Below are 20,354 nucleotides of genomic sequence, written 5' to 3'. Positions count from 1 at the left end.
TATCCGCTCTCTGGCGAGGTCCACTAGAAGGAATACGAGTACTTGCGGTCCTCTATCGCCGCGCGCACCAGACCGACGGCCTCCTGGGCGCAGCCCCAGGAAAAACTGAATCCGGCCCCGCCGTGCGCGAAGTTGTAGACGACCTTTTCCTCGTCGTCCCACTCAAGGCAGACGTTCTCGGCCCGGAACGGCCGCAGTCCCGCCCGTACCGGCTCGTCGGGATCCAGCCTGGCGTGTCGCAGCGCGGGCATGAAGGCGAGGCATCGCTCGTACATCTCCCGTACCGGAGCGTGGTTCTCCAGATTGATTCCGGTGTCCCACTCGTCCTTTTCCGCCAGCCCGCCGAGAACGAGGAGTCTCGGATTGCGCGGCACGATGAAGACGATGTCCTGCTCGTCCTTGTTCTCCTCGTCGTGGGAGACGCAGTGGGCCTCGCGGATCCGGCGTCCGCGAAGCCCGTCGTTGCGTACCCGCACCAGCGCGCCGCGCAGCGGATACATGTCGATGCCGCGGAGTGCGGCGGTGCCCAGGCCCGCGCAGCAGACGATCACCTCGGCGTCGAAGCGGTCGAGGAGTTCCTCCCTCCGCTCGGCCAGCAGGCCCTCGACCCGGTACCGTTCGACCCGCACACCGTGGATCTTGACCTGCCGCATCAGCCACGCCATGTACTGATCGGTGTCGATCATGGGCGCCAGGTGCGAGTACGCGTCGACCACGCCGTAATCGGGACTGACACCGTTGCGTTCGGCGAGGGTCCGGTCGCGGACGAAGCCGCGCACCTTCCCCGCGAGTTCCCGCATCTTGTGGAGGTCGTGCGGATTCTCCTCGACGGGGTGCTTGAAATAGAAGTTGGACCTTCGCATCGCCACCCCGGGAACCTTCGCCCTGGCCAGCCTCTCGAACATCTCGTACGAGGTGACGCACCAGTCCTTGGAGCGGGCGAGCGAGATCTGGTCGTGGTGGTAGCCGCACACCGCGGGTGGCCACTCCCACAGCGCGCCCGCGACGACCGAGACGATGTCGGGGGCGAATCGCTCCGCGACGACGGTGACGCGGAACCCCTCCCTGGCCAGGCACAGCGCGCTGGTCAACCCGCTTACCCCGGCCCCGACGACAAGTATTCCCTCTGAATTCGCGCGCACCTGGGAACGCCTTCTTTCCTGTTCCATCCAGCTCGATCACTTTTCGGCGCGACCGACGCGGGGGGCCGTCACGACGAACACCGAAACCCCTCCACAGTAATTCGAGCACCGGCGAATCCCCGAATGGCGGCGAACCCGGCACCGGAGAAAACCGGCCTCGGGCGATGGGAAAGCATGACCGCTTGAAGAAAGAATCTGGATCGAGCGGCGAAAAGCCACACTCGGCCCGAATGATCCGATGACAAACCTTTGGCCGCGTGCCGGATTTTCATCACCGATCCACCGGTCGACCCGGGCGAATATTGACACTCCTTGATCCGGTCCCGGCTGTCGCGAAGGGTCGATCGAAGCGATCGCAGGGCGAATTGCCGACTTTACTCGTGGACTCGCCTATATGCCCTCGGTGGGATTGTTAAGGGGCAGGTAGCGGGCCAAGTCTCACTTGTTGGAGAACATGATGACTAAACACATATACCGAGAGGCGCACCCCCGTCCGCTCACCTCCGACGCCGCCCGGCGGGAGCCTACGCGACCAGGAGGCCGCACAGACCCCGCGAAGACACCGGACCCGAGAGGGTGCGGTTCAGCCCGGGGCGGAGGTCTCCGCGAGGGTCTCGGCGATCAGCCGGTCGAGGTTGGCCAGGTTCGCCGGACGGGCCACGGCGGCCTCGGCGAAACGGCCGAGCAGCCGGGCGAACGCCTCGCGGTCCGGCTCGTCCCAATCGGCCATCAGGCCGTCCAGGTAGGTGCGCCGGTGACGGACCACCACCTCCAGCACGCGGCGGCCCCGCTCGCTCAGCACGAGCCTGGCCCGCCTGGCATCCACGGCCGACTCCTCACGGTCCACGAACCCCGCGCCGACCGCGTCGTTGACCAACCTGCTGGCGGTCGACGGATCGACGCCCAGTTGCTCGGCGACGGCGCCCACGGTCACCTCGGGCACATCCAGGCTCAGCTTGTGCACGGCGTGCACGACCATCACGTTCGACATGTGCACCGGCCGCTGCGGCTCCCCGGCGTTGCGCGGCCGCAACGGCCGCGACCAGATTCGACGAAGCCGGAACAGGGCCACGTCGATCACCGCTCCAGGCGTCCCCTCGTTCACGGCGCCACCCTAGCCGCTGCGGACGGATGTGCCGCGTGCTCCGGCCCTGCGGCGACGGCGCGCACGACGCCGCCTCGGGCCGGGACCGGGAAGATCGGCGCGCACGGGACGCCTGGGCGGGAGACGCTCAGCCGGACAGGCGGACCGGATTGACCAGGTCGGCGTACATCAGCAGGCCCGCCATGATGATCATCAGGAAGGCGATCGCGTAGGTGAGGGGAAGCGCCTTGGCGATGTCGACGTGGCCGGGCGCGGGACGGCGCGCCACACGGGCGAAACCGCGCTTGAGCCCCTCCCACAGGCCGCCCGCGATGTGGCCGCCGTCCAGGGGAAGCAGCGGGATCAGGTTGAACAGGCCGATCGCCAGATTGAAGCCCGCCAGCAGGTTGATGAAGACGACGACCTTGTTCTCCAGCGGAATCGCGGCCGCGGCGATCTCACCGCCGATACGGCTCACGCCGATGACACCGATCGGGCCGTTCTTGTCGCGTTCGTCGCCGGAGAAGGCGGCGTGCCAGACGCCGACCATCTTCTCGGGGAACCTGAGCAGCGCGGCGGCGGTGGCCGAGGTGAGGTCCCCCATGTGCTCGGCGACGGCGCCGAAGCTCTGCTGCTCGATGACGATCTTCGGGCTCACCCCGAGATAGCCGACACCCTTTTCGATCTTGCCGGGCTCGTCCAGCGACTCACGGTCCTGCGCGATGAGGCCGGCGGTGACGGTCAGCTCCTGACCGGCCCGCCTGATACCGATCTCGACCGGCCCCGCGCCGTGGTCGCGGATGGCCCGCGTCGCGACGTCCCAGCTCGTGGCGGGCATACCCGCCACGGACACGATGACGTCCCCCGGCCGCAACCCCGCCACGCTGGCCGGGCTGGGCATGTCGGCCGCGGTGCACTCGGGGTTCTTGGCGTAGTCGGCGGCGGTCTTCACGCACTGCGGGATCGAGGCGATCTCGGTCTTCTGCGTGGGAATGCCGAACCCCATGAGCACGACGCCGAACAGGATGAACGCCAGCACGAAGTTCATCGCCGGGCCGCCGGACATGATGATGACCTTCTGCCACCAGGGCTTGCGGTAGAACACCCGGTCCTCGTCGCCCGGTCGTACGTCCTCGAGGGCGACGTCGCGGGCGTTCTCGATCAGGCCCTGCCAGGGACCCGTGGAGACCGAGCGCACCTTGCCAGGGGCGTCGTTGGGCCGGGGCGGCAGCATGCCGATCATGCGGATGTATCCGCCGAGCGGGAGCCACTTGATGCCGTACTCGGTCTCGCCCTTGTGACGCGACCACATGGTCGGACCGAACCCGACCATGTACTGGGTGACCTTGACACCGAACAGCTTGGCCGGCACCAGGTGACCGATTTCGTGCAGCCCGATGGACACCATCAGCCCCACGAGAAAGACAATGACCCCGACCACGGAGAGCCAGCTCACAGGTTCGTACTCCCATCGCGGTTTCACCGACAATGCCCCATAAGAGGTTAGCCCAAGTATCCGTCCTCCACGCCGACGCGGAGCGCGGCGTCACCGGCTACTCCTGGCCGGTCCGGGCCATTGCCCATCCTTCGCCGATCGGACACACTCCGTTGACATTCAGCGATCACACGAACACTCTTTGACGAGGGTGAGGGCGGGAGAGAGGGGCGTTTTGATCGGGATCCTGGTGGCCGAGCATCTTCCCCTGGTCCGGCGCGGACTGGTGGCGACGCTGGAGAACGAGAACGACATGAAAGTGGTGGCCGGCGTCTCCGCCGGGGAGGCCGTGCTCCCCGCCGTCCTGCGGCACACCCCGGAGACGGCGGTCATCGATCTCGAACTGCCGGACGTCTGCGGTTTCACCGTCGCGCTCCGGCTGCACGAGAGGGCTCCCGGCTGCCGGGTCCTCCTGTTGTCGCGCACTCCCAGTCCGGTCCAGGTCCGCCGGGCCTTCGCCGTCCACGCGCTCGGGTTCATGAGCCTGGAGGTCGGCCCCGAGCAGCTGGCCGACGGCGTCCGCCAGGTCGCGGCCGGCCGCCGCGCGGTCGACTCCGAGCTCGCGGTCGCCGCCCTCAGATCGGCGGAGAACCCCCTGACCCGCCGGGAGCTCGACGTGCTCAGGCTGGTCGCGCAGGGGGCCAGGTCCGGCGAGATCGCCGACCAGCTGTTCCTCTCCGTGGGAACGGTCCGCAACCACCTGTCACGGATCATGTGCAAGACACAGGCGCGCAACCGCCTCGACGCCGTACGCATCGCCGGCGACTCGGGGTGGCTCTGACCTTCCCCCGACGGCCTTCCCCCGGCGACGCCGGATTCAGGGGCGCCAGATGAGGATGAGGGCGCAGTCGTCGTTGTGGCCCGACGACATGGAGGCGACCAGATTGCGGGCACCGTCGCGGAACCCCGAGGGCATCAGGCGCTCGGCCTCTCCGAGCAGGCGGTCGAGACCGGCGTCGATGTCGCGCCCCGGCTGCTCGATCAGGCCGTCGGTGTAGAGCATGAGCGCGTCGCCCTTGCGCAGCATCCCCCGGTCGACCTCGCAGTGCAGGTCGGGCACGACACCGAGGACGACCCCCTTGGCCGTGGAGACCCGCCACGTCCCGGTCCCCGACTCGAACTTGACCACCGGGGGGTGGCCGGCCGAGGTGATGACGTACTCGCCCGTCACGAGGTTGAGCCGGAGGTGGACCGCGGTGACGAAGCCCTCGGCCTCGCGCTGGCGGTGCAGATAGGTGTTGCAGGCGGGCAGGAAGTCGGTGGCCGAGCCGAGCAGCCCGCCGAAGGTGCCCGACAGCAGCAGTGCCCGGGTGCCCGCGTCGACGCCCTTGCCCGACACGTCGACCAGGGCGAGATCCACCATGTCGCCCTCGCGCATGGAGACCAGGAAGTCGCCTCCGAAGGAGGAGCCTCCGGCCTGCTTGAGAACGACCTTGGAGCCCCACTCCTTGGGCAGCGGGGGCAGGTCGCTCTGGCTCTTGAGGCGGTCGCGCAACTCCAGCAGCATCGCGTCGCCGCGCAGGCCCTGCACACCGAGCTTGCCGCGGGTGCGGGCCATCAGCGCGGCCAGCACCGCGGTGAAGCCGAAGGTGACCAGCAGGCCGGGGCCGATGTGTCCCACCCCCCGCACCACGGCCACGTAGATCAGGGAGACCGCGACCGCGCACAGCAGCTTGACGAGACTGTTCAGCCGGAGCTGGAGCCCCGCCACGAGGGTGATCGGGATCATCAACGCCGGCGAGAACCACTCCATGGAGACCCTGGCGGCCAGCCCGCCGATCAGCAGGGTGAGCAGAATCAGGGTGATGAGCAGGTTCCGGTCGCGTGCCAGAGGGCCGCGCCGCAGGAATCGCACGATGGGGACGAGAAGCGGGATGCGGACCAGGAACGCGCGGAGCGCCGGAGGGAGCAGCGGCACCGGACGGGAACTCATGATGCGCTCGACTGTATCGGGCTATCCCCCCTTTGGGCAGCCCACTTGACCAACGCCTTGATCATTAAGCAGGGATATTAGATGGCCAGACCCGTTTGTCCCCTACTACCGTTTGACAGATGACTCTCAGCATGCGCCCGATCAGCAAAGCCGAATGGTCCTCCTGGAACACCCTGGACGAGGAGGCGTTCGGCATCGCCACCCCCGAACACCGGCAGGAGCTCTTCAGGCGCATCGCCGAGTTCGACCGCTCGCTCGGCGTGTTCGACGGCGACCTGCTCGTGGGCACCGCCGCGGCGCTCAGCTTCAGCATGAACGTGCCCGGCGGCCCGATCCCCGTCGGCGGCGTCACCGCGGTCGGCGTGCTGCCCTCGCACCGGCGCCGGGGCATCCTCTCCTCGCTGATGACCCGCCAGCTGTCGGATCTCCACGAGCGAGGTGAGGCCGTCGCCGCGCTCTACGCGGCCGAGGCCGCGATCTACGGTCGTTACGGCTACGGCAGGGCCGCCGACACCCTGCTCTTCCGTATCCCCACGGCGAAAGCGGCCTTCACCCGGAACGCCCCGGTCGATCCCACCCTGCGGTTGCGCATCGTCAAACCGGCGGACGCCAGGTCCGTCTTCGAGAAGATCTACGAGTCCGCGTTCGAGGAGCGCCCCGGGCTGTACGACCGCCCGGCCGCGCGTTGGGACGCGGTGCTGAGCGACCACGAGTCCGACCAGGGCGGCGCCGGTCCGCTGCGCGCCGTGGTCGCCGAGGACGACGGCGGCCCGCGCGGCTACGCGCTCTTCCGGATCAAGGCATCCTTCGACGACCACGACCTTCCCGCGGGCGAGTTGCGGCTCAAGGAGCTGTTCGGCCTCGATCCCGCCGCCTACGCGTTGCTCTGGCGCCACGTCCTGGACCGCGACCTGGTCTCTCACGTCTTCGCCCCGAGCCGGCCCGCGGACGACCCGCTGATCCACCTGCTCGCCGAGCCGCGCGCACTTCACGCGCTCTGGCTGGACGACCTGTGGATCCGCGTCGTGGACGTCGAGCGTGCCCTTCCCGCCCGCCGATACAGCGCGCCGGTGGATGTGGTGATCGAGGTCGAGGACACGGTGTGCCCGTGGAACGCGCGCCGCTGGCGGCTCACGGCCGACACCTCCGGCGCCCGCTGCGCCCCCTCGGAGGACCCCGCCGACCTGACCCTGCCCGTCTCCGTACTGGGCGCCGCCTACCTGGGCGGGCGCCCGCTGGCGGCGCTGCTCGCGGCGGGCGTGGTGCGCGAGTCGCGTGCGGGTGCCCTGCGAGAGCTGTCCACCGCCATGTCGTGGGGCCCCGCTCCCTGGGCCGGCCTGGTCTTCTGACGGCTCTTCCGAGGACCCTTCTGGGGGTGGGCCCGAGCGGGTTATGGTGACCGGCATGGCACTGCAGAGCTTGCAGATCACCGCGATCACCGCGATGCGGGCGCGAGACGTCTCACGCCCGTCGCGCGAGCAGCAGGAGGCCGCGGATCGCCGCCCCCTGCGCGACGAGACGCCACCCCGCAAGGAGCCCGCGCGGAGCGGGCCGCGCCGGGAGGCGCCGCGCGGGGAGTCACCGCCCCGCGAGCGCCACCGGTGAGGACTACGGCAGCGACGGGAGCTGGCCGATGGTCTCGTACGAGTCGAGCTGCGCGATCCTCCGGTTGTGCCGCTCGGCCCCTGAGTAGGCGGTGCCGAGGAAGGTCTCGACGAACCGGATCGCCTCCTCCGGCTCGTGCATCCGCGCGCCGACGCTGACGACGTTGGCGTTGTTGTGTTCGCGGGCGAGCCTCGCGGTCTCCTCGCTCCAGGCCAGGGCGGCCCGGACGCCGCGCACCTTGTTGGCCGCGATCTGCTCGCCGTTCCCCGAGCCACCGATGACGACACCCAGGCTGCCCGGGTCGCCCACGACGCCCTCGGCCGCGCGCAGCACGAACGGCGGGTAGTCGTCCTCCGCGTCGTAGACGAAGGGACCGCAGTCCTCGACCTCGTGGCCGTTCTCCTTCAGCCAGGAGACGACGTGGTTCTTGAGCTCATAGCCGGCATGGTCGGCACCGATGTAGACGCGCACCCGCACAGTTTCGCAGGTGTGCGCGGGCGACTCCACCCGGCCCCCGACTAGAGTAATGGCCGCAATACTTCCCCGCCCCTTACAAGAGAGAGTTCCCACATGCGTGACATCCGAGTGGTCGGTGACCCTGTCCTGCGCACACCCGCCGAACCGATCACCGAATTCGACCGCGACCTGCGGCGCATGATCGACGAGATGTTCGCCGTGATGTACGCCGCTCAGGGTGTCGGCCTGGCCGGTCCGCAGATCGGCGTGTCGAAGCGGATCTTCGTCTACGACTGCAGCAACCGCAAGGGCCATGTGATCAACCCGGAACTGACCGTGGACGACGACGCCGAGGTCCTCGACGAGGAGGGCTGCCTGTCCGTTCCCGGCCGCGAGACCGGCACCCCGATCTACGCCAGGACGCCCCGGGCCGCGGGAGTCACCGTGAGCGGCCTGGACCGGCTGGGGCGGCCGATCCGGATCAGGGCCCGCGGCATGCTGGCGCGCTGCTTCCAGCACGAGACCGACCACCTCGACGGCAGGCTGTATGTGGACAGGCTCGCCAGGGACGCCGCCAGGAAGGTCCTGCTCCAGGCCCCCTGACCTCCGTGGCCGCCGGGCGGCCGTCACGTGAGGGCAACCTCGGGCCGATCCCCGGTGGTCGCCGGGCGGCCGTCAGAGCTGGACGGCCTTGATCTCCAGATACTCCTCGAGCCCGAACTCGCCCAGCTCGCGGCCGATACCCGACTGCTTGTAGCCGCCGAAGGGCGCCCGCGGGTTGAACCGGCCGCCGTTGACCGCCACCTGGCCGGTGCGCAGCCGCCTGGCGACCTCGACCGCACGCTGCTCACTGCCCGCCCACACCGCGCCCGCCAGGCCGTACGGTGTGCCGTTCGCGATCGCGACCGCCTCGTCCTCCCCCCGGGTGTAGGGGATGATCGTGAGGACCGGGCCGAAGATCTCCTCCTGCTCGATCACCATCCCCGGCTCCACCCCGGCGAACACCGTCGGCTCGACGTAGAAGCCGCGCTCCAGGGGCCGGTCGGTGCCTCCCGCGACCAGCCGGGCACCTTCCTCCTCGCCCCGGTTGATGTAACGGACGACCCGGTCACGCTGGGCCGCCGACACCAGGGGACCGAGCCTGGTCGCCTCGTCGAAGGGGTCGCCGACGGTGTATCTCCCCGCGGCCTCGACGGCGAGACGGACGGCCTCGTCGTACCGGTCGCGATGGACGATCATGCGGGTCCATGCCGAACAGGTCTGGCCGGAGTTGACGAAGGCGTTGGCCACCGTCGCCTTCGCCGCCGCCGCCAGGTCGGCGTCCGGCAGGATCAGGCTGGCGGACTTGCCGCCGAGTTCCAGGGCCACCCGCTTGATCGTCTCGGCCGCGAGCGCGGCGACCCGGCGCCCGGCCCGGGTGGAGCCGGTGAACGACACCATGTCCACCTCGGGATGCGCGGCCAGCGCCTCACCCACCACCGGGCCGTGACCGCTGACCATGTTGAAGACCCCGGCGGGCAGTCCGACCTCGTCGAGGATCCCGGCGAGCGCGAAGGCCGCCAGCGGTGCCACCTCGCTGGGCTTCAGCACGACCGTGCACCCCGCGGCGAGCGCGGCGCCCACCTTGCAGACGACCTGGTGGAGCGGGTAGTTCCAGGGGGTGATCGCGGCGACCACCCCGACCGGCTCCCTGAAGACGCGGGAGTTGCCGACCTGCCCGCCCTCGAAGTCGTAGGTCTCGGCCAGCTGGGCGTACGAGGCCAGCACACCGGCCGGCATCAGCGTGTGCACCCTCATCGCCACGCCGTACGGCGCGCCCATGTCCGTGGCGATGATCCTGGCTATCTGGTCGGAGCGTTCTCGTACCAGGTCCGCGGCCGAGGCGAGGATCCTGCCCCGCTCGGCGGGAGGCGTCGCGGACCAGGAGGGGAAGGCGGCGCGGGCGGCGGCCACCGCGGCCTCGACATCGGCGGGCGCCCCTGCGGGAACCCTGTCGATCCGCTCCTCGGTGGCGGGATTGATCACATCGATGCTCTCGCCCGACGCGGACGCCTGCCAGGCTCCATTCAGATAAAGGTGACGCATGCCCTCATCCTGGCGTGCGTCCCGTTGTTACGCGAGGGCACCCGAAACGCGCCCTCACACAAAGACGACCTTGGTATGGGAGCAGGACGTCCCAGGCGGGCGAGTTCGCCCGCCGCGGTCGCGCACGGCGGGCGGAAACATCGGAGAGGCGGATCAGTCGAAGATCGGTTCCCGGGTCCTGGAGCGCTTGAGCTCGAAGAAGCCGTCGGTGCCCGCCACCAGGCGCACGCCGTCCCAGAGCCTGCCCGCCTCCTCGCCCTTGGGAGCGGGCGAGATGACCGGGCCGAAGAAGGCGACGCCCTCGACGGAGATCACCGGAGTGCCGACCTCCTGGCCGACCCGGTCGATGCCGTCGTTGTGCGAGGCGCGCAGTGCCTCGTCGAACTCCGTCGAGTCCATCGCGTCGGCGAAGGCGCGGTCGAGCCCCGCGGCCTCCAGCGCCTCCTCGACCGTCTCGCGGAGCCTGTCGAGCTCCCTGGCCCTGCCCTGGTTGTGCAGACGGGTGCCGAGCTCGGTGTAGAGGCGGCCGACCGTCTCGGAGTCGTACTTCTCCTGCACGGCGGTGACCACCCGGACCGGGCCGATGGCCTTGGCGATCAACTCACGGTAGCTGTCCGGGACGTCCTTGTCCTCGTTCAGCACGTTGAGGCTCATGATGTGCCAGCGCGGCTCGATCGGCCGTACCTTCTCAACCTCCAGCAACCAGCGGGAGGTCATCCACGCGAACGGGCAGAAGGGATCGAACCAGAGATCGACAGGGGTTCGCTCAGTCATCTTTTCCGGCTTCCTGGTCGTGAGGCTTCTTCGGTAGCGACAACCCGGAGAGCGGAGTCCCCTATTCCACAGGTGGATTAATACCTTGACATGCCTCTTTATTCTCGGATCTGGGGTACGAGTCCGCAGTCCGAGGTGAAGCGGCGGCCCGCGGCCTTACGTGGCAGGATTCAGTCACCCCTTAGCAATGGAGCGGGGGAAGTTGTGAAGAGGGAGCGGTAGTGGCAGGCAATCTGACCCGTGACGAGGCGCGCGAGCGCGCACGGCTGCTCAGTGTGCAGTCCTATGCGGTGGAGCTCGACCTGACCGAGGGTGAGGAGCGCTTCGAGAGCGTCACCACGGTCCGCTTCACCAGCACCCGGCCGGGTGCGGAGACGTTCGTCGACCTGGCCGGCGCCAAGGTGCGCACGGCGGTGTTGAACGGCGTCGAGCTGGACGTGAGCGGCTACGACCTGGAGACCGGACGGCTGCCGCTGCCTGGCCTGGCCGAGACCAACGAGCTGCGGGTGGACGCCGACTGTTCCTACAGCCGCACCGGCGAGGGCCTGCACCGCTTCGTCGACCCGGTGGACAAGAGCGTCTATCTGTACAGCCAGTTCGAGACGGCCGACGCGCACCGGATGTACGCGTGCTTCGACCAGCCCGACCTCAAGGCCTCCTTCGAGCTGACCGTGCTCGCGCCCTCCCACTGGGAGGTCATCTCCAACACGGCGCCCGACGCGGCCGACGAGCTGCCGGAGCACCACGGCAGGCACGGCGCGCTCCAAGCCGCCAAGCGCTGGCACTTCCCGCCCTCGCCCGTGATGTCGACCTACATCACCGCGCTGTGCGCCGGGCCGTACCACAAGGTGACCTCCGAGCACGACGGCATCCCGCTGGGCCTGTACTGCCGGGCCTCGCTCGCCGAGCACCTCGACCCGGAGAACATCTTCGAGGTCACCAGGCAGGGCTTCGACTTCTTCCACCGGATCTTCGGCGTCCGCTACCCGTTCGGGAAGTACGACCAGCTCTTCGTCCCCGAGTTCAACGCCGGGGCGATGGAGAACGCGGGCTGCGTGACCTTCCTGGAGGACTACGTCTTCCGCTCGCGCGTCACGGACGCGGTGATCGAGCGCCGCGCGGAGACGATCCTGCACGAGATGGCGCACATGTGGTTCGGTGACCTGGTCACCATGCGCTGGTGGGACGACCTGTGGCTGAACGAGTCGTTCGCCACCTACGCCTCGGTGCTCTGCCAGGCCGAGGCCACCCGCTGGGGCCAGGGTGCCTGGACGACCTTCGCCAACGTCGAGAAGGCCTGGGCCTACCGTCAGGACCAGCTGCCCTCGACCCACCCGATCGCCGCCGACATCGTCGACATGCACGCGGTCGAGGTCAACTTCGACGGGATCACGTACGCCAAGGGCGCCTCGGTCCTCAAGCAGCTCGTCGCCTACGTGGGCCTGGACAACTTCCTCGCCGGGGTCCGCGACTACTTCAACGAGCACGCCTGGGAGAACACCACGCTCACGGACCTGCTCGGCGCGCTGGAGCGCACCTCGGGACGCGACCTGTCCTCCTGGTCGAAGGAGTGGCTGGAGACCTCCTGGGTCAACACGCTGCGCCCCTCGTTCACCGTCGACCCCGAGGGCCGTTTCCTGGAGTTCGACGTCCTCCAGGAGGCCCCGGCCGACTACCCGACGCTGCGCTCGCACCGCGTCGCCATCGGCCTGTACTCCCTGCGAGACGGCGAGCTGGTCCGCGTCAGGCGGGTCGAGCTGGACGTCGTCGGCGCGCGCACGGCCGTGGCCGAGCTGGTCGGCGAGGTCCAGCCGGACCTGATCCTGATCAACGACGACGACCTGACGTACGCCAAGGTCAGGCTCGACGAGCGGTCGCTGCGGACCCTGACGGAGGGCGGCATCGCCAGGTTCACCGAGTCGCTGCCCCGCGCGCTGTGCTGGTCGGCCGCCTGGGACATGACCCGCGACGCCGAGATGGCCACCCGCGACTACCTCACCCTGGTCGTCTCCAACATCGAGTCGGTCACCGACATCACCGTCGCCCAGACCCTGCTCCGCCAGGCCCGCCTCGCCGTCCAGCAGTACGGCGACCCCGCCTGGCGCCCCGAGGGCCTGGCCAGGCTCGCCTCCGCGCTGCGCCGCCTGGTCGGCGAGGCCGCGCCCGGCTCCGACCACCAGCTCGCCTACCTGAACGCGCTGTCGGCCGTGGCCACCTCCACCGAGGACCTGGCGTTCCTGAAGGGGCTGCTGGACGGGGAGACGGTGCTCGACGGCCTCACCGTCGACGCCGACCTGCGCTGGACGCTGACCGGCGCCCTGGTCTCCGGCGGCCTGCTCGGCGAGGAGGACATCGCCCAGGAGCTGCTGCGCGACGCCACCGCGACGGGCGAGCGTTCCGCCGCGCTCTGCGGCGCCGCGATCCCGACCGCCGAGGGCAAGGCGAACGCCTGGACCGCGATCACCGAGGGCAAGCTGAGCGGGGCGCTGCTCCGTTCGACGATCGCCGGTTTCATGGACCCGCGCCACCCGGAGCTGCTGGAGCCGTACGGGGCGAAGTACTTCGAGGAGATCGGCGGGATCTGGGCGTCCTGGAGTTCCGACAGCGCCCAGAACTTCGCGAACGGCTGCTACCCGGCGCTGAGCATCTCCCCCGAGACGGTCGCCAGGACCCAGGACCTCATCTCGTCCACCCAGCCGCCGCACGCCCTCAAGCGCCTGCTGCTCGAGGGCGCCGACGGCATCGGCCGCGCCCTGCGCGCCCAGGCCAAGGACGCCTCGGCGGCCTGACCCGGCCGCGAGACCCGGGCGGGGCCGTCCCGCACCGCCCGGGTCGACCACAGGTGAAGTTTTAAGTGGTTCCTGACGGACACTGGGAGGAATGTCGGTAAGCGCGGGAGGTACCCCACATCTCGCCGTGTGTGGACACCTGTCCCGTCGTCTCTGGGTCATGAGAGGGTAAATCACGTGGAATCAGCACGTGACCTGCTCATCTCCCTGGCCCGGAGATACGCCTTCGGTGACATCGGAGCCCTCGCCTCGGGTGTCGTACGCGACGCGGACGAGATCGAGGCGGTCTGCGAGTTCGGCCAGCGGCTGCTCTCCCTCGACGCCGAGGACTTCGCCGTCGAGGCGCGGTCCGTGCCGAGCGACCTTCGGCGGCGAGCGCGGGCCTGCACGATGCCGCAGACGCCCCGCGAGCAGCCGCGCGGCGCGCTGGAGTCGCTGCGGCCCGCGTACGGGCTGCTGCTGGAGGTCATCGCGGTCAGGTGGCACCGCCGCGAGCTGAGCCCCATGGTCGCCGCCCTCCACATCGCCAGCGAGTATCTCCCGCTGCTCGCCTTCGAACCGGTGCTCGGCAACGCCGGAGACCCGGCGCGCTGGCCGGAGGGGCTCACCGCGCCGGGCAGCAGGTTCGGGGTGATCGGCGACCGCGACTGCGACCACACCAGGGCCGAGCAGTCGGCCGCGAACCGGACCCTGCGCGTGGCCGGGGAGCCGCCCGAGGGATGGCGCGCCTACTTCGACCGCCAGCACAGCCAGGTGGCCGGGGCTCTGGCCACCTGCGTGGCCGACTGCCGCAACCCCTGCACCGCGATGGAATGGGTCGATCCGGACCTCCGTGAGGACCTCGCGCTGCGCTCCCAGGTGGCTCTCGCCTTCGCCGAGACCCCGCTGGTGCGGTTGCGCCACGCCGCCCCGGTGGGCCACGGATTCGGCGTGCCCTCCCCCGAGGAGGTCATCGAGGCATGGGAGCGCAGCCGGACCACTCTGGCCAAGAACGGTGTGGGCGGGGAGGCCTCCAGCGACGACGGCTTCCCGCTGCCGGGGTTGCCCTCCCTGTTCTCCGCCGTCGCGGGCGCGGCGCTTAAGCCCTCGACACTGCTGGAGGACACCAGCGCGCACCTGGTGAGGCTTCTGCGGCACTGATCGTGCGGCCCGAGGAGCTCAGAGCCCGCCGTCGACGAACACCGCCAGCGCGCAGCAGGCGATGGAGACCATCATGAGCAGGACGCCGCGGCGGATGAAGCGCCGCTTGGCGTCCCCGACGGCGTTGAGTCTCCTGATCTCCAGGACGAGCAGGTCGACCCTGACCTCGGCGCCACGGCCCTGCCGCCCCACGCCGTATCCCAGCCGGGGGTCCGGCTCCGGCGGCGCGTCCCGGGCGAAGGTGCCGGGGTAGAAACGGCGCCGCTCCAGGACCCTGCCCGCGAGCCCGGAGGTACGGCCGCAGAGGGCTCCGGTGAGCACGAGGATCCCCATCAGCCAGAAGAACACGCTCGTCCACCAGAGCCACTCGACCTTGCCGGACAGCTCGCCGGGCCTCCAGTGGCCGTTCAGCAGCCCGACGACGACGGCACCGGCGGCGGCGCCCGTCGTGAACAGCAGGGCGGCCGCCGTCTCGTCCTCCCCCCGGACCTTCCTGCGGGCGTCCGCGAGCGTCGCCTGGACGTAGTCGAGGATCCCGTCCGACTCCCGTTCCGCCGTGGGGCGCCTGCGAGAGTGACCCGGCGGCGCGTCCCTCGTGATCCTCAGCACGAGCCGATTATCCGGGAAAACCGACCTCGTTCCGCCCGGACGGACCTTCGGGAAGATCACTTCCACCCCGGCGTGACCGGCCGGCGGGATCACCTGCGCCGCGACGCCTGGTCCGCGAGCAGCAGGACCCCGGTGACCAGTCCGCCCACCAGGTCGCCCAGGCCGAGCACCGCGGCCATCGACGTCGCGACCGCGCGGCATTCCGCGTCGGGCAGCCGCTCCCTGGCCAGGGAGCCCGTGACGATCTCCAGGGCCCTGCCCCGCTGGTCCACGAAGACGAGCACGGCCCTGTCGGCGTCGGCTCCCAGCGCGGCGTGCAGCCGCTCGGAGAAGTGGCGGCGCGGTCCGATCGCCGGACCGAGGTAGGCGGCGAAACGCAGCCCGGTGCGCCGTTCCGCGGTGCGCAGTGCCCCGCGGACGTCGTCGCCCTGTGTCGAGGTCAGGGTGAGCATCCTTCGTCACCTCGCCTTTGTCGGTTTGGCGGTGGTCCGGCGATCCGCCGGACGACCGGGTTCACCAGGCCGCCGACGCCCCGCCGGTGTGTCGTCCCGGCTCGGAGGTCACCGCGAGCGAGACCCAGTCGATCTCTGGCGCCGGAGCCCTCGCCGGACGCCGTTCGGTGAGCACGAGGACCGAGTCGGTGATCCCCCGCTCACTGCCGTGCGGGCCTCCCAGCCAGACCGCGCCCGCCGAGGTGCTCCTCGCGGCCCTGTCGCGCATCCTGCCCGGCATCGTCACGAGCAGGGCGATGAGCAGGAACAGACCGCCGGAGACTGCGACGAGAAAACCGAAGACCTCGATCGCACTGTCCACACCTCAAAAGTAACCCGACGCGGAATCACCCGTCGAGGGCCACCGGGTGGCGGGGCGCGCCGGCTGGGGAGACCCCCGTGGCGGCCTCGATCCGCGACCGCCGGCCGCCCTGGACGTTAAGATCGTGAACGTGAGCCACACCCCGCGCGGCACCCGGTGATCCAGAGCGAAAAGTCCCTAAGGTACCCGGTTCATAGCAGTGCCAAGCGGGTGACGGCGGTCACAAAAGTATGAGATACGCAATACTAGGCACCCCCGAGGACGTCAGCTACCGTGAGTTACGTGGATTCCGGTCAGGTACCAGAAGACGGTAACACTACGTCACCGATTTGGGTCAGTGACCGACAGGCCGAAGATCGGCCGACGTCTCGACCCGCCGCGCCAGCGTCTACGTACGCACCTGTTGAGCGCGCCTCGCTACGCAACCTGCTCGACGACCCCAAATACCGCCACCTGCGCCGCCGCGCCATCATCGCGGTCGGCGTCGGCGTGCTCGCGGGCGTCCTGCTGGCCAGCTGGCCGCTGGGCTTCACCGCCGCCGTGGTGGCCGCGATCGTCGACACGGTGCTCCGCGCCCGCTCCAACTCCTCCGTGCCCGCCTGGCGGCGCGCCTCGGTCGCGGAACGGCGCACGGAGATGCAGCTCAAACGGCTGGAGCGCGGGGGTTACCGCACCCTGCACGCCCGCGCGATCCCCGGCAGCGAGGCGCAGATCGACCACCTGGTCGTGGGCCCCACCGGCGTCTACGCGGTCGACTCCGAGAAGTGGGACAAGCGCCTGCCGGTCCGCGTCCAGTCCCACCGCAAGCTGTTCCACGGCCCGTTCAACCAGAAACCCCGCCTCGACGAGGCCCGCTGGGAGGCATCCCAGGCCGGCGAACTGATCGGCGCCGAGCTGGGGCACGATGTCACGATCGTGCCGTCCCTCGCGATCTACGGCCCCGCCATCCCCTGGAAGGTCCTCAACGTCCGCGAGGTGGACGTATTCGACGGCAGTCGTGTCCGTAAATGGATCACCAAGCGGGAACGCTCACTCACCGACGCCGAGATCGACAGGATCTTCGAGGCCGCCGAGCGGGTCCTGCCCGCACGCTACCCGGAGAACTGATTTCGGGTTGTCCCGCGAGCCCTTTCCGGCACGCCCGTACCTCCGCCGTATCTCTCCCTACGGGGACCGACGGGAGCCCGCCCCGCCACGACGCCCCGGCCAGGCGGCTCCCGTCCTCCTCCCCTCCCGGTTCCCGCGAGTGCGGGCCCGGTCGCGCTCCAGCGCGCGTTCCCTTTCGTGTGGACGTCGCGGCAGGTGATCGAGGGTTCTCCGCGGCTGCCGTTCGCCCCGGGTTCGCCGGGCGCGGAGACCTTCGGTAGTGTCGAAGAACACCCTGGGCCCGTATCGGGCCCGCCGGCCGTCGCCCCGGTGCCCACCCTGTGCCCCGTCGTCGTCCCGGAACCCTCCCGGCGACCTGCGCGCCCGCCTCGCCGCCCCGGCCCCGTACGTCGATCACGCTCGTACGGTGTTCACAGAACATGTGGCGAGAAGCCGGATGTCTCGTGGCCTGGACAGGCGTCTCACGCACCGGGCGGTAGCCGTACCATTTGTAGACACGGTTTCGATGATGGGAGAAGCCTCATGCCCGCCCTCAGGTCTCGTACGGTCACGCACGGCAGGAACATGGCCGGGGCCCGGGCCCTTCTCCGGGCGACGGGCGTAGCCGGCGAGGACTTCGGGAAACCGATCATCGCCGTGGCCAACAGCTTCACCCAGTTCGTCCCCGGGCACGTCCACCTGCGCGAGGTCGGCGACGTCGTCGCCGGCGCGATCCGCGAGGCGGGCGCGATCCCGCGCGAGTTCAACACGATCGCGGTCGACGACGGCATCGCGATGGGCCACGGCGGCATGCTCTACTCGCTGCCCAGCCGGGAGCTGATCGCGGACGCGGTCGAGTACATGGTCAACGCGCACTGCGCCGACGCGCTGATCTGCGTCTCCAACTGCGACAAGATCACCCCGGGCATGCTGCTCGCCGCCTTCAGGCTCAACATCCCCACCGTCTTCGTCTCGGGCGGGCCGATGGAGGCGGGCAAGACCCCCAACGGCAAGCTCGACCTGATCGACCCGATGATCGCCTCCGCCAACGACGCCGTCTCCGACGCCGAGCTGCTGGAGATGGAGGAGAACGCCTGCCCCACCTGCGGTTCGTGCAGCGGGATGTTCACCGCCAACTCGATGAACTGCCTCGCCGAGGCCATCGGACTCGCGCTCCCCGGCAACGGCACGATCCTCGCCACCCACAAGGCGCGCAGGAAGCTGTTCGAGGACGCCGGGCGCCGGCTGGTGGAGATCACCCGCCGCTACTACGAGCAGGACGACGAGACGGTCCTGCCGCGCGCCGTCGCGACCAAGAACGCGTTCGAGAACGCCATGGCGCTGGACGTGGCGATGGGCGGCTCGACCAACACGATCCTGCACATCCTCGCCGCGGCCCGCGAGGCCCAGGTCGACTTCGGGCTGAAGGAGATCAACGAGATCTCGCTGCGGGTGCCCTGCCTGTGCAAGGTCGCCCCCGCCACGGCGAAGTACCACGTCGAGGACGTCCACCGCGCGGGGGGCATCCCGGCGATCCTGGGCGAGCTCGACCGGGCCGGACTGCTCCACCGCGACGCCTACACCGTCAACGGCGGCACCCTGGGCGACTACCTCGACCGCTGGGACCCGAAGTCACCGCAGGTGCTGCCCGAGGCGCTGGAGCTGTGGCACGCGGCCCCCGGCAACGCCCGCACCGTCAAGCCCTTCTCCCAGGGCGCCCGCTGGGAGGAGCTGGACCTCGACCGCTCCGAGGGCTGCGTCCGCGACGCCGAGCACGCCTACACCCGCGACGGCGGCCTCGCCGTCCTGTACGGCAACATCGCCACCGAGGGCTGCATCGTCAAGACCGCCGGGGTCGACGAGTCGATCTGGCGGTTCGAGGGTCCGGCCGTCGTCTTCGAGTCGCAGGACGACGCGGTCGAGGGCATCCTCAACAACAAGGTCAAGGCCGGCGACGTCGTGGTGATCCGCTACGAGGGCCCCAAGGGCGGGCCCGGCATGCAGGAGATGCTCTACCCCACCTCGTTCCTCAAGGGCAAGGGGCTGGGCAAGGACTGCGCGCTGGTCACCGACGGCCGCTTCTCCGGAGGCACGAGCGGGCTGTCCATCGGCCACGCCTCCCCCGAGGCCGCCGAGGGCGGCACCATCGCCCTCGTCGAGGACGGCGATCTCGTCGCGATCGACATCCCCGCCCGTTCGATCGACCTGAAGGTCCCCGAGGAGGAGCTGGCCGCCCGCCGCGAGAAGCTCCTCGCCGACCTGGGCGGTTACCGGCCGCGCGACCGCCGGCGCCAGGTGAGCGCCGCCTTGCAGGCGTACGCCGCGCTCACCACCTCGGCCTCCACCGGTGCCTCGCGCGACCTGTCACAGCTGTCCCGCTGACCTGGGCTTCCTGTCGGGTAGAGATGCCTTACCCGACAGGAAGTTCGAAAAAATGTCAGTGCTCGGACGTATTATCTGGGTATGACTAACGTCATGAAGCTCACCGCCCCGCTCACGACTGCCGAGATCGCCGCCCTCGCCCTGTCGATGGCGCATCTGGGGTCGGGTCCGCAGGCCAACGCCGCCCGCAGCGGCCTGCGTCACGCCTTCGAGCAGATGGAGCTCGACGACGACATCGTCGCCACCACCCTGGCGACCCTCACCGAGCCGATGCCCGCCGAGACCGCCGACCGCGCCCGGACGATCGCCAACGCCATCACCTCAAACCTCGTCATCCGTCTCCACTACCAGGACGTCTCCGGGCGGGTCACCGTCCGCGACGTCGACCCGGTGACCTGCATGGTTCACCGCGAACACTGGTATCTCGTCGGGATGTGCCGCCTGCGCGGCGCGATCCGGGCGTTCAGGTTCGACCGGATCATCGCCACCGAGCCCACCTTCGTGCCGGCCCGCCCGCACCGGGCCGAGGCGTTCCTGCCCTTCCAGGGCAAGCGCGCCGCCGCATAGCCCACGGTCGCACGCTGTCGGCCGCGGACCGGCCGTTTCGATTCGAGCTGTCACCCGGAGGCGCGAGCCGATCCGGGTGACAGTCCGCGACGGGAGCCCTGCCGCCGTGACGGCTCCGGCTCCCCACCGCGCGAACCTCGGCTCCTAACCGCAGCAGCCGCCTCCGCAACACCCGCCGCCGCCTCCGGAAGGGCGGGGCGCGGCGGCGGAACCCGCGGAGCTCGCGGAGCTCGCGGAGCCACCGGTCACGGCGACCGTGGAGAGCAGCTTGACGGTGTCGTCATGTCCCTCGGGGCAGGGCGCCGGATCGTCGGAGCGGGCCATCGGGCGGGAGATCTCGAAGGTGGACCCGCAGGCGCGGCAGCGGAAGTCGTATCTGGGCATGGCACCCAGG

General features: G+C 69.9%; 20 protein-coding genes. 9 read left to right on the top strand and 11 right to left on the bottom strand.

Annotated elements, in window-relative coordinates; genetic code table 11:
- Positions 1-23: 23 nt before the first annotated feature.
- The 3 genes from ACFY3D_RS28605 to ACFY3D_RS28595 form a co-directional block, all read right to left on the bottom strand.
- The gene (locus ACFY3D_RS28605) at positions 24-1,142 is read right to left on the bottom strand and encodes an FAD-dependent oxidoreductase (protein ID WP_389984800.1); all 1,119 of its coding nucleotides are present in this window, start codon (positions 1,140-1,142) and stop codon (positions 24-26) included.
- Between the two features lie 583 nt (positions 1,143-1,725).
- On the bottom strand, positions 1,726-2,247 hold the full coding sequence (locus ACFY3D_RS28600) for a MarR family winged helix-turn-helix transcriptional regulator (protein ID WP_389984797.1): 522 nt from the start codon (positions 2,245-2,247) through the stop codon (positions 1,726-1,728).
- Positions 2,248-2,374: 127 nt separating this feature from the next.
- Positions 2,375-3,634 (bottom strand): M50 family metallopeptidase, encoded by a 1,260-nt coding sequence (locus ACFY3D_RS28595; protein ID WP_389984854.1) that lies wholly within the window; start codon positions 3,632-3,634, stop codon positions 2,375-2,377.
- A 262-nt stretch (positions 3,635-3,896) separates the two neighbouring features.
- Between ACFY3D_RS28595 and ACFY3D_RS28590 the strand changes: the two genes are divergently transcribed.
- Positions 3,897-4,502: a response regulator transcription factor gene (locus ACFY3D_RS28590; RefSeq protein ID WP_389984794.1), complete on the top strand. Its 606-nt coding sequence runs from the start codon at positions 3,897-3,899 to the stop codon at positions 4,500-4,502.
- Between the two features lie 36 nt (positions 4,503-4,538).
- On the opposite strand, the gene ACFY3D_RS28585 is transcribed toward ACFY3D_RS28590, so the two are convergent.
- Entirely contained in the window at positions 4,539-5,654 is a 1,116-nt protein-coding gene (locus ACFY3D_RS28585) for a PP2C family protein-serine/threonine phosphatase (RefSeq protein ID WP_389984791.1), read from the bottom strand.
- 119 nt (positions 5,655-5,773) lie between these two features.
- Between ACFY3D_RS28585 and ACFY3D_RS28580 the strand changes: the two genes are divergently transcribed.
- Both ACFY3D_RS28580 and ACFY3D_RS28575 read left to right on the top strand, forming a co-directional pair.
- Positions 5,774-7,003, top strand: coding sequence for a GNAT family N-acetyltransferase (locus ACFY3D_RS28580; protein WP_389984787.1), 1,230 nt, complete (start codon positions 5,774-5,776; stop codon positions 7,001-7,003).
- 55 nt (positions 7,004-7,058) lie between these two features.
- Complete coding sequence (locus ACFY3D_RS28575) at positions 7,059-7,259, top strand: hypothetical protein (protein ID WP_350949495.1); 201 nt, start codon at positions 7,059-7,061, stop codon at positions 7,257-7,259.
- 3 nt (positions 7,260-7,262) lie between these two features.
- Here the strand turns inward: ACFY3D_RS28575 and ACFY3D_RS28570 are convergent, their stop codons facing one another.
- A complete protein-coding gene (locus ACFY3D_RS28570; protein WP_389984784.1) occupies positions 7,263-7,730 on the bottom strand; it encodes a ribose-5-phosphate isomerase in 468 nt (155 codons plus the stop codon).
- A 99-nt stretch (positions 7,731-7,829) separates the two neighbouring features.
- Between ACFY3D_RS28570 and def the strand changes: the two genes are divergently transcribed.
- Complete coding sequence (def, locus tag ACFY3D_RS28565) at positions 7,830-8,318, top strand: peptide deformylase (RefSeq protein WP_350949493.1); 489 nt, start codon at positions 7,830-7,832, stop codon at positions 8,316-8,318.
- 72 nt (positions 8,319-8,390) lie between these two features.
- On the opposite strand, the gene ACFY3D_RS28560 is transcribed toward def, so the two are convergent.
- Both ACFY3D_RS28560 and ACFY3D_RS28555 read right to left on the bottom strand, forming a co-directional pair.
- The gene (locus ACFY3D_RS28560; protein WP_362900037.1) at positions 8,391-9,800 is read right to left on the bottom strand and encodes an aldehyde dehydrogenase family protein; all 1,410 of its coding nucleotides are present in this window, start codon (positions 9,798-9,800) and stop codon (positions 8,391-8,393) included.
- 153 nt (positions 9,801-9,953) lie between these two features.
- Complete coding sequence (locus ACFY3D_RS28555; protein WP_389984781.1) at positions 9,954-10,574, bottom strand: disulfide bond formation protein DsbA; 621 nt, start codon at positions 10,572-10,574, stop codon at positions 9,954-9,956.
- A 221-nt stretch (positions 10,575-10,795) separates the two neighbouring features.
- Here ACFY3D_RS28555 and pepN point away from each other — a divergent pair, with 221 nt between their 5' ends.
- Complete coding sequence (gene pepN / locus ACFY3D_RS28550) at positions 10,796-13,363, top strand: aminopeptidase N (RefSeq protein WP_389984779.1); 2,568 nt, start codon at positions 10,796-10,798, stop codon at positions 13,361-13,363.
- Positions 13,364-13,540: 177 nt separating this feature from the next.
- Positions 13,541-14,503, top strand: a complete 963-nt coding sequence (locus tag ACFY3D_RS28545; protein WP_389984776.1) for a hypothetical protein — start codon at positions 13,541-13,543, stop codon at positions 14,501-14,503.
- 18 nt (positions 14,504-14,521) lie between these two features.
- Here ACFY3D_RS28545 and ACFY3D_RS28540 read toward each other — a convergent pair whose 3' ends face one another.
- From ACFY3D_RS28540 to ACFY3D_RS28530, 3 genes are all read right to left on the bottom strand, one after another.
- Positions 14,522-15,112: a hypothetical protein gene (locus tag ACFY3D_RS28540; protein ID WP_389984773.1), complete on the bottom strand. Its 591-nt coding sequence runs from the start codon at positions 15,110-15,112 to the stop codon at positions 14,522-14,524.
- An 89-nt stretch (positions 15,113-15,201) separates the two neighbouring features.
- Complete coding sequence (locus tag ACFY3D_RS28535; RefSeq protein WP_350949487.1) at positions 15,202-15,564, bottom strand: DUF5130 family protein; 363 nt, start codon at positions 15,562-15,564, stop codon at positions 15,202-15,204.
- Positions 15,565-15,625: 61 nt separating this feature from the next.
- Positions 15,626-15,925, bottom strand: a complete 300-nt coding sequence (locus ACFY3D_RS28530) for a hypothetical protein (RefSeq protein ID WP_350949486.1) — start codon at positions 15,923-15,925, stop codon at positions 15,626-15,628.
- Between the two features lie 282 nt (positions 15,926-16,207).
- On the opposite strand from ACFY3D_RS28530, the gene ACFY3D_RS28525 reads away from it, so the two are divergent.
- The 3 genes from ACFY3D_RS28525 (at position 16,208) to ACFY3D_RS28515 (ending at position 19,960) form a co-directional block, all read left to right on the top strand.
- Positions 16,208-17,032, top strand: a complete 825-nt coding sequence (locus ACFY3D_RS28525) for a nuclease-related domain-containing protein (protein ID WP_362900029.1) — start codon at positions 16,208-16,210, stop codon at positions 17,030-17,032.
- A 522-nt stretch (positions 17,033-17,554) separates the two neighbouring features.
- Entirely contained in the window at positions 17,555-19,393 is a 1,839-nt protein-coding gene (gene ilvD / locus ACFY3D_RS28520; RefSeq protein ID WP_389984770.1) for a dihydroxy-acid dehydratase, read from the top strand.
- An 81-nt stretch (positions 19,394-19,474) separates the two neighbouring features.
- Positions 19,475-19,960 (top strand): WYL domain-containing protein, encoded by a 486-nt coding sequence (locus ACFY3D_RS28515; protein WP_350949483.1) that lies wholly within the window; start codon positions 19,475-19,477, stop codon positions 19,958-19,960.
- 144 nt (positions 19,961-20,104) lie between these two features.
- Here ACFY3D_RS28515 and ACFY3D_RS28510 read toward each other — a convergent pair whose 3' ends face one another.
- Positions 20,105-20,344, bottom strand: coding sequence for a zinc ribbon domain-containing protein (locus tag ACFY3D_RS28510; protein ID WP_389984767.1), 240 nt, complete (start codon positions 20,342-20,344; stop codon positions 20,105-20,107).
- Positions 20,345-20,354: the final 10 nt, after the last annotated feature.

Origin of the sequence: Streptosporangium sp. NPDC000509 (assembly GCF_042898365.1) — a bacterium.
Lineage (GTDB): Bacteria > Actinomycetota > Actinomycetes > Streptosporangiales > Streptosporangiaceae > Streptosporangium.
The sequence above is the reverse complement of the archived record's forward strand: the minus strand, read 5'-3'. Positions and strand labels throughout refer to the sequence as shown.

What these genes read in the sequence shown, in the direction of transcription:
- ACFY3D_RS28555 (WP_389984781.1), bottom strand. Translation starts at nt 10,574, where the DNA reads ATGACTGAGCGAACCCCTGTCGATCTCTGGTTCGATCCCTTCTGCCCG.
- def (WP_350949493.1), top strand. Translation starts at nt 7,830, where the DNA reads ATGCGTGACATCCGAGTGGTCGGTGACCCTGTCCTGCGCACACCCGCC.
- ACFY3D_RS28535 (WP_350949487.1), bottom strand. Translation starts at nt 15,564, where the DNA reads ATGCTCACCCTGACCTCGACACAGGGCGACGACGTCCGCGGGGCACTG.
- ACFY3D_RS28575 (WP_350949495.1), top strand. Translation starts at nt 7,059, where the DNA reads ATGGCACTGCAGAGCTTGCAGATCACCGCGATCACCGCGATGCGGGCG.
- ilvD (WP_389984770.1), top strand. Translation starts at nt 17,555, where the DNA reads ATGCCCGCCCTCAGGTCTCGTACGGTCACGCACGGCAGGAACATGGCC.
- ACFY3D_RS28515 (WP_350949483.1), top strand. Translation starts at nt 19,475, where the DNA reads ATGACTAACGTCATGAAGCTCACCGCCCCGCTCACGACTGCCGAGATC.
- ACFY3D_RS28580 (WP_389984787.1), top strand. Translation starts at nt 5,774, where the DNA reads ATGACTCTCAGCATGCGCCCGATCAGCAAAGCCGAATGGTCCTCCTGG.
- ACFY3D_RS28595 (WP_389984854.1), bottom strand. Translation starts at nt 3,634, where the DNA reads ATGGTGTCCATCGGGCTGCACGAAATCGGTCACCTGGTGCCGGCCAAG.
- ACFY3D_RS28560 (WP_362900037.1), bottom strand. Translation starts at nt 9,800, where the DNA reads ATGCGTCACCTTTATCTGAATGGAGCCTGGCAGGCGTCCGCGTCGGGC.
- ACFY3D_RS28510 (WP_389984767.1), bottom strand. Translation starts at nt 20,344, where the DNA reads ATGCCCAGATACGACTTCCGCTGCCGCGCCTGCGGGTCCACCTTCGAG.
- ACFY3D_RS28585 (WP_389984791.1), bottom strand. Translation starts at nt 5,654, where the DNA reads ATGAGTTCCCGTCCGGTGCCGCTGCTCCCTCCGGCGCTCCGCGCGTTC.